This window comes from Azospirillum sp. A1-3 (assembly GCF_023806445.1).
GTDB lineage: Bacteria > Pseudomonadota > Alphaproteobacteria > Azospirillales > Azospirillaceae > Azospirillum.
The window spans coordinates 1-12,873 of record NZ_JAMSLU010000004.1 but is presented as its reverse complement, the minus strand read 5'-3'; the positions used below and the strand labels follow the sequence as shown (position 1 = coordinate 12,873).

Annotated in this window: 5 protein-coding genes; 2 read left to right on the top strand and 3 right to left on the bottom strand. The window is 68.4% G+C overall.

Going from position 1 to position 12,873, the window contains the following annotated elements:
* Positions 1-467: 467 nt before the first annotated feature.
* A complete protein-coding gene (locus M5E06_RS21545) occupies positions 468-1,751 on the top strand; it encodes an MFS transporter (protein WP_252139947.1) in 1,284 nt (427 codons plus the stop codon).
* 276 nt (positions 1,752-2,027) lie between these two features.
* On the opposite strand, the gene M5E06_RS21540 is transcribed toward M5E06_RS21545, so the two are convergent.
* Both M5E06_RS21540 and M5E06_RS21535 read right to left on the bottom strand, forming a co-directional pair.
* Positions 2,028-2,213: a hypothetical protein gene (locus tag M5E06_RS21540; protein ID WP_252139946.1), complete on the bottom strand. Its 186-nt coding sequence runs from the start codon at positions 2,211-2,213 to the stop codon at positions 2,028-2,030.
* A gap of 247 nt (positions 2,214-2,460) precedes the next feature.
* Complete coding sequence (locus M5E06_RS21535) at positions 2,461-3,159, bottom strand: HAD family hydrolase (protein ID WP_109074667.1); 699 nt, start codon at positions 3,157-3,159, stop codon at positions 2,461-2,463.
* Between the two features lie 254 nt (positions 3,160-3,413).
* Here M5E06_RS21535 and M5E06_RS21530 point away from each other — a divergent pair, with 254 nt between their 5' ends.
* Entirely contained in the window at positions 3,414-3,890 is a 477-nt protein-coding gene (locus M5E06_RS21530; RefSeq protein WP_252139945.1) for a MarR family winged helix-turn-helix transcriptional regulator, read from the top strand.
* A gap of 62 nt (positions 3,891-3,952) precedes the next feature.
* Here M5E06_RS21530 and M5E06_RS21525 read toward each other — a convergent pair.
* Positions 3,953-12,873, bottom strand: an 8,921-nt coding sequence (locus tag M5E06_RS21525; RefSeq protein WP_252139944.1) for a tandem-95 repeat protein, incomplete at its 5' end; no start/stop codon positions are given.

Here is a 12,873-nt window from a genome sequence, read left to right as displayed (position 1 = left end):
ACCGCCGGTAGGGGCGCAAGGCGGGCGCAGACCATTGATACAGGTCATTTATCACGATCAGGCGCTGTGGCTTCCTACATGCGGATGCGCCGGGGTGATCGGCTCTCGGCCAAAATTCCGAACAGAAGAACAGGCGTTTCAACCCGCAATTACATTGCATTGCAGCAAATAGCGTCCGTCGGCAAGGGCGTAATTATGCTGCGACTGCGAAGAAATCAGCGCACCGCATCATCGTCCTGCGACATTTTCGCAAGGGCAGACGGCGGTCCCGGAAAACCACTTGCGGCGCACACTGATATATTAATATAACTCCACCAGCGATGCTCCCGCCCCTCTTGAAACGGAGTGGAAGCGACACCGTCGCCCGGCACCGAACACCCGCCGGCAAGGCATCCCGCCCGAGGATCGCCGCCCTAGGGCCTGTACGTGCGCACCGGCGCCTGCCGTGGCAGGCATGTGAGGAAAACATGAACAAGATCCGTGGTTTGCGGTGGCAAATCCTTGCCCTGATGATGCTGGGCACCGTGGTCAACTACATCGACCGCAACACGCTGGGCATCCTGGCGCCGACGCTCAAGGAACAGCTCCACTTCACGACCGAGCAGTATTCCTTCATCGTCAGCGCCTTCCAGCTTTGCTACAGCCTGATGCAGCCGGTCGCCGGTTACATCACCGATCTGGTCGGGTTGAAGCTCGGCTATGCGATGTTCGCCGGCGTCTGGGGCCTTGCCGCCGCCGCGCATGCGCTGGCCGGCAGCTGGCAGTCGATGGCCTTCTTCCGCGGCCTGCTGGGCGTCAGCGAGGCGGCGGCCATGCCGTCGGGCGTGAAGACCTCCACCCTGTGGTTCCCGGCCAAGGAGCGCTCCATCGCCACGGGCTGGTTCAACACCGGCAGCTCGATCGGCGCGATGATCGCCCCGCCCTTCGTCATCTGGCTGTCGCTGACCTATGGCTGGCAGGAAGCCTTCCTCGTCACCGGTCTGCTGGGCGTCGGCATGTCGGCCCTGTGGTACATGCTGTACCGCAACCCGGAGAACCATCCGCGCCTGACCAAGGAAGAGCACGACTATATCCTGGAAGGCCAAGCGCATGTCGAGTTGCCGAAGCCGTCGGTGAAGCGCGTGCTGGGCAAGGGCAAGTTCTGGAGCATTGCCGCCGCCCGTTTCCTGACAGAGCCGGCTTGGCAGACCTTCAGCTTCTGGATCCCGCTGTACATGGTCTCGACCCGCGGCATGGACATCAAGCAGTTCGCCCTGTTCGCCTGGCTGCCGTTCCTGGCCGGTGACATCGGCTGCATCCTCAGCGGTTACCTGTCGCCCTTCTTCGTCAAGCGCTTCCGGATGTCGCTGGTCAACTCCCGCATCGCCGGCGTCGGCGTGGGTGCGGTGTGCATGGTCGGCCCGGCCCTGATCAGCTTCACCGTCAGCCCGATCGCCGCCATCTTCCTGTTCTCGCTCGGCGCCTTCGCCCACCAGATGCTGTCCAGCCTGCTCTATGCCCTGGTGACCGACACCTTCGAGAAGCAGGACGTCGCCACGGCGACCGGTTTCGGCGGCATGGCCGGCTATATGGGCGGCATGATCTTCTCGCTGATCATCGGCCAGCTGGCCACCACCATCGGGTACGAGCCGCTGTTCGCCTGCCTGACCGTGTTCGATCTGGCCGCCTTCGCCATCATCGCCCTGGTCCTGGGTCAGCGGGGGGGCAAGCCCGCCGCGGCCATGCCGAACGCCACGGCCGGGGCCGACTGACGGTCCGTCCGGTTCCGACATTACGTTCAGTGCGATCGAGACGCCCTTCAGCACAGCGCCGGGGGGCGTTTCGCATTGGCCCGGACCAGTGGGACCGATGGACAAAAAAGCTGACCGTGGTGAGGTGAAGTCGCTTGCTACGCGGATGAGATATTAGTATATTAGCGCCGTACCGCTGGATGCGCCGTGGGTTGACCCGGCACAACTTGTTGGACGTTCCTCTCGGACTTCAGAGCCGTCGGTGTCACCGGCGGCTCTTTTTTTGTCCGGAGCCGCTCAGTTGAACAGGAAGGACTGGCTGTCGATCCCGATCGTGGGGGCGGGGCGGTCCGGCTGGGCGGAGACGGCGGCAGCGGCGGCGACCGACAGCAGCGAGGCCAGCGCGAAGGCCGAAGCGACAAGGGCGCGGGCGATGGTGTGGCGCGCGGCAGGCTTGTGAGAGGACGGCTGATGAGAGGACATGCGACGGCTCCTTGTCTGGGATCGCGATGATCGGGCGTCGGGGAGCGGCGTCGGCGTCATCGGCAAACCCATGCTGCCACCAGCGCGCCGCCGTGAAACGCGCCGATCCCGCATGTCCTTCATGATGATGCTGCACTGCATCATAGCGCTGTGACTGTGCATGATGCAGACTGCGTAAGGTGATCGCAGCGCTCCGATCCGTTCTGCAAACAGGGGTCGGGCCGGTTACTTGATGCAGGATGATCTTTTACTGCGCCAGTCCGCGACGACCGCCCACCTCGTCCAGGTGAGTCAGCATGTCGGCCGGATCTTCGTAGACGCGCAACGCGCCCGAGCGCTCAAGCTCCTCCCGGCCATAGCCGCCGGACAGCAGGCCGATGCCGAGCGCGCGCGCCCGCTTGGCGGCGATCATGTCCCAGATGCTGTCGCCGACCACGAAGGCGCTGGTGATGTCGACGCCGATGCGCGCGGCGGCGGCCAGGAACAGGTCGGGGTCCGGCTTGGCATATTCGACCTCGTCGCGGGTGATGACCGCGGCGCGTTCGGGATCGACGCCCAGCTTTTCCAGCGCCGGCCGCGCCGTCTCCATCCGGCCGCTGGTCGCGATGGCCCAGGGGATGTTCAGCTCCGTCAGCGTGTCCAGCAGATCGCGGGCGCCGGGCAGCGGGACGACGCCGGCGGCCAGCCGCTTGTAGGCCTGCGTATGGCGATGGCGCAGCCGGTCGAGCAGGTCCTGGTCGATGGCGAGGCCGGTCTCGCGCAGCAGCATGTTGGTGAACAGCCCGCCGCTCATGCCGATCTTGCGGTGGATACGCCAGACCGACAGGGCGATCCCCTCCTCGTCCAACGCCTCCTTCCAGGCCAGCACATGCTGGTACACCGTGTCGGTCAGCGTGCCGTCCAGGTCGAACAGGAAGGCGTTGGTCACGTGGGGATAGCCGGTCATGTCCATTGTCCGCGGGTTGTGGAGGCGGGTCGAATTCGACAGGACCAGACGTGGGACCGGCCGGCGCGATTTGCCAAGGATTTGCGGAGGACGGCGATGGATTTTCCTCGACGATAATCCACGCGAACTTACACGGTGGTTTCACCACGCAGACGCGAAGACTGGCGCTTCCGCTGGCGCGTTGACTTCGCTACAGTCCGCGCCCAAGCTTGCCGCCTGTATGTTCGGCGCAATGCCTGTAGGGAGAGAAGCGCGTGTCGGAAAGGCCGGGGCATCGCGACGCTTGGTCGACGGACGAGGATCTGGTCACATTGCTGGATCAGGTCAGCCGGCTTGTCTATGGCATCAGCTTCACCGAAGGGCTTTTCCCGGCGCAATGGGTGGCGTTGCGCTATTTCCATGACGCGCCGGAGCCGGCACGCACCCTAACCGCGCTGGCCCGGTTCCAGCGCATCCATCTGGCACCGGTGTCGCGCACCGTCTCCACCCTGGTGGACAAGGGGTTTCTGGCCCGCCGTCCGCATCCGGGATTCAAGCGCGGCTGGCTGTTCGACCTGACGGACGAGGGACGGGCCCTGCTGCACCGCGATCCCCTGCGCCAGTCGCTGACCCCGCCGCTCGCCGCCATGGCGGAGGATGAACGGGCGATGCTGGGCCGCCTGATGAAGCGGATCATCACCCACATGCAGGCGGGCACCGCGACCGCGGAGGACGGCGCGCCGGTCGCCTGACCGCACCGCTCCACTCCGCTGTCCCACTGCGCTAGCCCGCGTCCCTCTCCGCCTCCATCCGCTCAGAACGTCAGCCGTTCGATGTTCTGCAGCACCAGCTGGTGATGGTTCTGGTCCTCCAGCGTGACGGTCGTCTCCTGGGTGAAGGTCAGGCCGTGGCCCGACGGATCCACGGTGTAGGCGTGGCCGTCCAGTTGCTGGAGCCAGTTGGTGCCGGCATTGGCGACGAAGGCGCCGACCTCCACCACGTCGGTCCAGCCCACCCCGCCGTCGATGGTCAGGTTGCCGTCGCGCGGGGCGAAGATGAACAGATCGTCGCCGGCCCCGCCGGACATGCTGGTGGTGCCGCTTCCGGCATGCAGGATGTCGGCGCCGCTGCTGCCGGTCATCGTCGCATCGGCCGAGACCAGCACCTGCACCGCCAGCGGATCGCTGGACAGCCCCTGATCGTCGCTGACCGTCACCTCCAGCGTCCGGGCGCCGCCGCCATTCGGGCTGAGCGCCAGATGCTGGAGGATGTCGGTGTAGGTCGCGGTGGAGGCGCTGCCCGACAAGGACAGCTGGTGGGTGCTGTCGTCCCAGCTGACCTCGATCCCGGTGCCCGACACCGTCTTGCGGCCGGTGGACGGGTCGGTGTCGATGGTCAGGCTGTCGAGGTTCAGCGCGTCGCCGGTCTGCGATCCGGCGGCGATGCGGATCGACATGCCGGACATGACGCTGCTGTCCACATCGGTGATCGTCGCGTCGGCGACAACGGCCGGATGATCGGTCGCGTCCGCGGCGATGGCGGTGGTGGCGTGGGCGGCGGCCAGGGTCGCTTTGTCGTTCACCGGATCGACGGTGATGCTGAGGATCTGCGTCACCGCCGCGGTGTCGGTTCCGTCCTGGGCGGTCACGGTGACCGACAGGTCGACCGTGCCATGGGCGTTGGCCGGCGGGGAATAGGTCAGGCCGGCCAGATCGGACGCGGCGAGGGACCAGCTGCCGTCGCCGTTGTGGGTGCCGTGGTTCAGGCTGGCACCGTCCGGCATTCCGGTGATCCGCACCGACAGCGTTTCTGACCCGTCGCTGTCGGTCGAGGCGGCGGTGATCGTCAGCGCGATCGCCGTGTCCTCGTTGCCGTGCACGGCGGGGGTGTCCAGCGTCGGCGTGTCGGCGACCGGGGTCACCGTCACCGCCAGCGGCTTGTTCACAGTCGCCGGCGTGGCGGTGCCGTCCGTCGAGGTGGCGGTGACCGACAGGGTGAAGCTGCTGCCGCTGTCGTGGGCCGGGGTGATCGCCAGACCGGCGAGCTGGGCCGGCGTCAGCGTGATCGAGCCGTTGACGATGGTCAGCGTGTCGCCCGCCGTGTTCGACAGGGTGGCGCCGGCCGGGATGTCGGCGATGGTGACGCTCAGCGTCTCCGATGCGTCGGTCAGGGCCGGGGTGATCGACAGTGCGACCGTGCCATCCTCCGCCACCGATGCCGGATCGACCTGCAGGGTCGGCGCGTCGGACAGAGCGCGGACGGTGACCGGCAGTTGCGCCACAACGGAGGCCGCGGCGGCGGTGCCGTCGGTGGAGGTCGCGGTGACGGTCAGGGTGAAGTCGCCGTCGTCGTTCGGCGGCGGTGTGATCGTCAGCCCGGCCAACTGGGCCGGAGTCAGGGTCCAGGTCCCGTCGGCGTTGTGCGTACCGGCGCTGAGCGTCGCACCGGTGGGAACGCCGGCGATGGTGATGCTCAGCAGCTCCGAACTGTCGGTCAGGGCCGAGGTGATGGTCAGCGGAATCGCCGCATCCTCGTCGCCGGTCGCCGCGGCCACGGTCAGCGTCGGGGCGTCGGACACCGGGTTGACCGTCACCGGCAGGGTCGTGGTCACCGAAACCGGGCTGGCGCTGCCGTCCCTGGCGGTGGCGGTGACGGTCAGATTGAAATCATGATCGTCGTTGGACGGCGGCGTGATCGCCAGACCGGCGAGCTGGCCGGGGGTGAGGGTGATGGAGCCGCCGGAAACGGTCAGCACGTCGCCCGCCGTGTTGGACAGATGAGCGCCGGCCGGAATGCCGGCGATGGTGACCGTCAGCGTCTCCGACCCGTCGAGATCGGTCAGAGCCGGGGTGATCGTCAGCGCGATGGCGGTGTCCTCGTCGCCGGTGGCGGCGGTGACGGACAGGGTCGGCGTGTCGGTCACCGGAGCCACCGTGACGGGCAGCGACGCGCTGGTGCTGACCGGCGTGGCGGTGCCGTCTGTGGCGGTCGCCGTCACGGTCAGGGTGAAGTCGTCGCCCTTGTTGGAGGGCGGGGTGATCGCCAGACCGGTCCATTGCCCGGCCGTCAGCGTGATGGACCCGCCCGTGACGGTCAGCACGTCACCCGCCGCGTTGGACAGCTGGGCACCGTCCGGAATGCCGGCGATGGTGACGGTCAGCGTCTCCGACCCGTCGAGGTCGGTCAGCGCCGGGTTGATCGCCAGGGCGATGGCCGAATCCTCGTTGCCGGTCGCGGCGGTGACGGACAGCGTCGGGGTGTCCGACACCGCGTGGAGGGTGATCGGCACGGTGACGACCTTGGTCGCCGTGCTGCCGTTGGATTCGATGCTGACGGCGGTGACGGTCAGGCTGATCGGCGCATCGCTGTTGGCCGGCGGCGTCAGGATCAGGCCGTTGAGCTGGGCCGGCGTCAGGGTCCAGCTGCCGTCGGCGTTGTGGGTGCCGGCCGACAGCAGCGCACCGGTCGGCACGCCGGTGATGGTCAGCAGCCCCAGCCGCTCCGACCCGTCGGTGTCGGCCAGCGCCACGGCGAGGTTCAGCGGTAGCCCCGTGTCCTCTGTCCCGGTCAGCGGCGTCCAGGTGAGGATGGGCTGGTCGGCGACCGGATCGACGCTGACCCGGAACAGCTGGCTGGTGGTGGCGGTGGCGCCGCCGACAGTCTCCATCGTCGTCGCCGTCAGGGTCAGGTTGAAGTCGGTGCCGGCATCGGCCGGCGGCTGAAGCTTGAGGCCCGACAGCTGGGCGGCGGTCAGGCTGACCGAACCGGCGGTGGGCGTCAGAATGTTGCCGTTGGCATCCACCAGCACCGCGCCGGCCGGCAGGCCGGACAGCACGACGGCCATCGTCTCCGACCCGTCGGTGTCAACCAGCGCCGCCGTCAGGTTCAGCGCGATCAGCGAATCCTCGTTGCCGGACGCATTGGTGACGATGACGGTGGGGGCGTCGGTGACCGCCGTCACCTCCACATGGATGTTGGCGGTCGTGCTCGCCGTGTCCTTGTTGGAGCTTTCCAGGCTGGTGGCGGTCAGCGTCAGGTCCATGCCGCCGGAATAGTTGCGCGGCGGCGTGACGGTCAGGCCCGCCAGTTCCGACGGCTTCAGGGTCCAGGACCCGTCGCCGTTGTTGGAGCCGTGGTTCAGAACCGCGCCCTCGGGCAGGCCGGACAGAATGACCGCCATCGTCTCCGACCCGTCGGTGTCGACGAGGCTGGCCGACAGGTTCAGGGCGATGGGCGTGTCCTCCGCGCCGGTCGCGTCATGGACGATGACGGCGGGCGCGTCGGCGGCAGCCGTGTAGGTGACGGACAGCGGCTTGGTCGACCAGATGGGCGTCGCAGTGCCGTCCTGGGCGGCCGCTTCGACCGTCAGGGTCACCGTGCCGGCATAGTTGGCCGGGGGCGTCAGCGTCAGCGCCGCGCGATCCGACGCGGACAGGCCGGTGAGATCATAGACTCCGTTGCCGAGCGAGGTGCCGGCCGACAGGGTGAAGCCGGCCGGGACCGTCACCCGCAGCGCGGTGATCACCTCGCCTGTGCCGACCAGATCGGTGACGGCGGCGGAGATCGACAGGCTGGCGGCGTGATCCTCCTGCGCCGTGAGGGAGCTGGCGCTGATGGCGGGGGCGTCGCTGACCGGCGCCACCTCGACCGCCAGGGTCTTGGTCGTGGTCGCCCGGTCGGCGTTGCTGATCTCACGCGCAACCGCGGTCACCGTCAGCTGGAAGGTGCCGCTGGCATCGTGCGGCGGGGTGAATTTCAGCCCGGACAGCTGGTCGGGAGTCAGCACCCACTTCCCGGTGGTGGAGTCCAGATAGCCGGCCGACAGCGAGGCGCCGGTCGGCACCCCTTCGATGACGATGCTGGCCAGAACCTCCGACCCGTCGGTGTCGGCCAGCGCGGCGGTGATGTCGAGCGCAATGGCCGTGTCCTCGTTGCCGGAGGCGGCCTGCACGGTCAGCAGCGGGCTGTCGGCGACAGCGGTTACGGTCACCGCCTGGGTCAGGGTAGTGTGGGTGTTGCCGGAGTTGGTGGCCACATCGATGCCGAGGGTGAAATCGGCGTCGCTGTTGGAGGGCGGCGTCAGCGAAAGCCCGGTCAACTGGGCCGGCGTCAGGGTGATCGAGCCGTTGGCAATGGTCAGCGTATCGCCGGCCGTGTTGGTCAGGACGGCACCGGTCGGGATGTTCGACAGGGTGACGGAGCTGACGCCGCTCCAGTCCTGCAGGCCGGTGTCGAGATGCAGGGCGACGGCGCTGTCCTCCGCCGTCGTGACGCCGGACGGGCGGTCGCTGCCGACGCCGGTCGCCGGATCGGGAGTCGTGCCGCCACCTGTGGAGCCGCCGCCCGTCGATCCACCGCCAGTGGAGCCACCGCCTGTGGAACCCCCTCCCGTAGAGCCTCCGCCGGTGTCTCCACCACCCGTGGACCCGCCACCCGTCGTGGCCGTGGTGGTCCAGCTCAGCACGAAGCTGTCGGACACGCTGGTGTTGCGGTCGCCCTCGCTCTCGATGCTGTAGGGGTTAACCGTCAGGGTGACGCTGGCCGTGTCGACGGTGCCCGACACGCTGTGGGTGATGCCGGTGGCATTGGCGTCCTTGACGGTCAGCTTCAGGCCGCCTTCGGCCAGTGCCGCGGTATACTCCTCGGTGGTCAGCGTCCAGGTGCCGTTGCCGTTGTCGAGGCCGCGCGACAGCACCGTGCCCTTCGGCACGCCGGAGATGGTGACCGCCAGCTTTTCGGAACCGTCGGTGTCCTGCAGGAAGGCGTTCAGGTCGAGAACCAGACCGTCCGGCACGCCGGTCGTCGACAGGTTATCGACATGGTAGGCCTCGACCGCGCCGTTCACCCCGTGCGACACCGGCGCGTCGGCGACGGCGGTGACGGTGACCTTCGGGGTGTAGGTCTTGGTCAGGCTGTCGGTGCCGTCCACCGCCGTCACCTTGACGGTGATGGTGAAGTCGTCGGCGTTGTTGGCCGGCACGTTCAGCCGCAGATTTCCGAGCTTGGCGGGATCGACGGTCCAGCTGCCGTCATGGTTGTCGGTCAGCGCGCCGGCATCCGTGCTGGTCAGGGTGACCCAGGCCGGCAGGCCGGAGATGACGATGGAGGAGATATGCTCCGACCCGTCGCTGTCGCCGGTCAGGGCGGAGATGGTCAGCGGGATGCCGCCGACGGCGTCCTCCTGCGCATGGGCGCTGATGGAGACGACCGGCTCGTCCGTCTTGGGGTCGACGGTGACGGTCAGGTCGCGGGTGTCCTTCAGCGTCCCGCCGGAGGTCACGCCGTTCTCGGTGATGATCGGCGCACCGTTGCTGTCGGTGGTGATGACGTCCACCTTCAGCGTGAGCGTGCCGGCGAAGTCCTTCTTCGTCGTCAGGGTCAGCTCGTTGCGATACTCCACATCGACCGACCAGCGGCCGTTGCCGAGATAGACCAGCCCGCTCTCGTGCCCAGCCGCCAGCGACAGCCAGGAGCCGGACGGCAGGTTGCTGACGACCAGCGACAGGCGCTCCGACCCGTCATCGTCGACCATCACCAGATCGCCGAGCCGCAGGTTGATCGCGGTATCCTCGTTGCCGCGGGCGGTGAGCGTGCCGTTCGGCGTCACCACGTCCGCCACGCCCTGCACCTCGACATGGACGGTCATCGCCGCCGCATCGGCGATGGAACCGTTGGAGCTTTCCGTCGCCCGCGCGGTGAAGGTCAGGTCGAAGCCGGTGTTGGAATTGGCCGGCGGGGTGATGGTCAGGCCGGTCAGGTCGGCCTGGGTCAGTACCCACTTGCCGAGGCCCGCGTCGTAATGGCCGTGGTTCAGCGTCGCCCCGGCCGGCACGCCGCCGACCAGGATGCTGAGGGTTTCCGAGCCGTCGCGGTCGGTCAGGGCCGCCACCACCGACAGCGGAATGGCGGTGTCCTCGCGCCCCACCGCGTCGGAGGCCGACAGCACCGGCGTATCGGCGACCGCGTTGACGGTCACCGCCAGCGACTGCTGCGCCGAGGTGGCGGTGGTCGTTCCCTCCACCGAGGTGGCGGTGACCTTCAGCGTCACCGTGCCGGAATAGTTCAGCGGCGGCGTGAAGCTGAGGCCGGTGAGCTGGCCCGGCGTCAGGGTCCAGCTGCCATCGGCATTGTGGGTGCCGGCGGACAGGGTCGCCCCCTCCGGCACGCCGGTGATGGTGATGTGGTCCAGCGTCTCCCCGGTCACGTCGGACAGGTGGGCGTCGATGGTCAGCGGGATGGCGCTGTCCTCGTTGCCGGTGGCGGCCGTGGGGATGACGATGGGGGCGTCGGCGACGCCGGCGACGGTCACCGACAGGGTGGCCGGCGCCGATACGGCGGTCGAGCCGTTCTCCTGTTCCACCGATGTCGCGGTGACGCTGAGGGTGATGGTGCCGGAGAAGTCGTGCTGCGGCGTCAGGCGCAGGTTCGGCAAGTCGGCCGCATCCACCTTCCAGGTCTTGCTGCCGTCGCTCTGGGTGCTGACAACGCTGCCGAAATTCAGGCTGGCCCCGTCCGGAACGCCCGAGATGGTGACGTAGCCGATGCTCTCCGACCCGTCGGTGTCGGTCAGGGCGGGGGTGATCGTCAGCGCGACGGAGGTCTCCTCGTCCGTCGCGGCAGCGGCGGCGGTCAGGGTCGGCGCATCGGCCACCGCATCGACGGTGATGGTGCCGGTCGCCGTCTGCGTGCCGCGCGCCGTGCCGGCGCTGGTGCTGTCGATGGTTCCGACCGTCAGCGTGTAATTGAGGTCGGCGTCGGAGTTGTGGGCGGTGACGACCGTCAGGCCCTGAACCGTCCAGGTCCCTGCCGCACCCCCGGCCGCCAGCGCCGTGGTCGGGATCGTCCAGCTGTAGTTGCCGGAGGCATCGGGGCCGCTGCGGGTCAGTTCCACGCCATTCACGTACAGCTTGGCGCCGGCCACGTCCTGCTGCGAGGCGGCCATGGTCAGGGTGACGCTCTCCACCCGTTCCGGGCTGGCAGCGTCGACGTCGCTCAGCGTGATGGTCGGGGCAAGCGCGATGCCGCCGGCCGCGTCCTCGTCGCCGCGCGCGGTCAGCGTGGAGAGCGTGATGGCGTCGGCCTGCGGCGTCACCTTGATCGTCTGCGTAGCGGTGGAAGCGCCGCCATAGCCGTCGGTCACCGTGAAGGAGAAGGTCTCCGTGCCGCTGAAGTCTGCGTCCGGCGTGTAGGTGAAGGTGCCGTCGGCGTTCACCACCAGCGTGCCGTGAGCCAGACGCACCGGCTGCCCGACGTCGCCCGGACCCTTGAAGGTCAGCGTGTCGTCGGTGCGGCCGTTGACCGTGTCCTGATCCTTCGCGCCCAGCCGGCCGGTGATGGCCGCGTCTTCCGTGGTGGCGAAGGTGTCCGCCGTTGCGGTGGGCGCGTAGTTCAGCACCGTGCGCACGTCGACCGGCTGGCCATCGACGTAAAGCTCCAGCTTCTCGAAATCCGCCACCTTGATGCCGAGCGCGGCCAGCGTGGTGGCATTGGCGACGTTGGTGTCCTTGCCCGCGGCATTGGGAAGGGCCGCGGCGGCCTCGATCTGGTCGCGCAGGGTGCGCAGGTCGGCCAGGACCGGCGCATCGGACAGCTGCGCCCCGGTCAGCATCACCCGGAAGGTATCAATGCCGGTATCGCCATCCTGCTGTTCCGGCTTGGACGACGTGCCGCCGTCGGTGCCGACGGTGAAGATCGACAAATCGTCGCCCGCGCCGCCGCGGATGGTGTCGGTGCCGGCGCCGCCGGTAATGGTGTCCTTGCCGCCGCCGCCCTGCAGGATGTTGGCGCCGCTGTTGCCGGTGATGGTGTCGTCGAAGGCCGAGCCGGTGACATTCTCCAGATTGCGCAGGACATCGTTGCCCTCGCCGGTGCCGACCTCGGTCGCGAGGTTCGCGTTCACCGCGGTGGCCGAGTCCGCATAGGTGACGGTGTCGTTGCCGGCGCCGCCGTCGATGGTGTCGTTGCCAAGTCCGCCGGCCAGCAGGTCGTTGTCGGTGCCGCCATCAAGGCTGTCGTCGCCATCCCCGCCGACCAGCGTGTCCTTGCCGGCGCCGCCATAGACGGTGTCGTTGCCGTCGCCGCCCTCCAGGCTGTCGTTGCCCTTGGGCGTGTTGGTGAACTGGATGGTCAGCGTCTGGGAGACGCTGTCGGCGGTGCTGCCGTTCTCCCGCTCCTCCGAGGTCGTGACCACGGTGAGGGTGATGGGGGTGTTGCTGTCCCCCTCCTTGGCGGTCAGGGTCAGGCCGGTCAGCTGGGCCTGGGTCAGCGTCCAGGTCCCGTCGCCGTTGCGGGTGCCGGCGCTGAGCGTCGCATCGGCCGGGACGCCGGAGATCGTCACCTTGGAGATCGACTCCGAGCCGTCGACGTCCGTCACGGCGGGGGTGATGGTCAGGGCGGTGGTGAAGATGCCGGTGCCGTCGCCGTAGATCACATCGTCGCCGGCGCCGCCCCGGATGGTATCGTTGCCGGCGCCGCCCGACAGCGTGTCGTTGCCGGCGGTGCCGGTCAGCGTCTCGTTCTGGCCGGTCGCAAGGTCGTAGGTAACGGGCGTCACGGCGAGGGTCGGCGTGTCGGCCACCGCCACCACGGTGACGGCCAGCGTCGTCTGGACGGAGACTGGGGAAAGCCCGCGGTCGGTGGCCGTGGCGGTAACGGTCAGGGTGAAGTCGACGTCGCTGTCGTGCGGCGGCGTGATGGTCAGGCCGGCGAGTTGGGCCGGGGTCAGCGTCCAGGTGC

Excerpts from the sequence above, each read along its gene's own strand:
- M5E06_RS21545 (WP_252139947.1), top strand. The coding sequence starts at position 468 with ATGAACAAGATCCGTGGTTTGCGGTGGCAAATCCTTGCCCTGATGATG.
- M5E06_RS21540 (WP_252139946.1), bottom strand. The coding sequence starts at position 2,213 with ATGTCCTCTCATCAGCCGTCCTCTCACAAGCCTGCCGCGCGCCACACC.
- M5E06_RS21535 (WP_109074667.1), bottom strand. The coding sequence starts at position 3,159 with ATGACCGGCTATCCCCACGTGACCAACGCCTTCCTGTTCGACCTGGAC.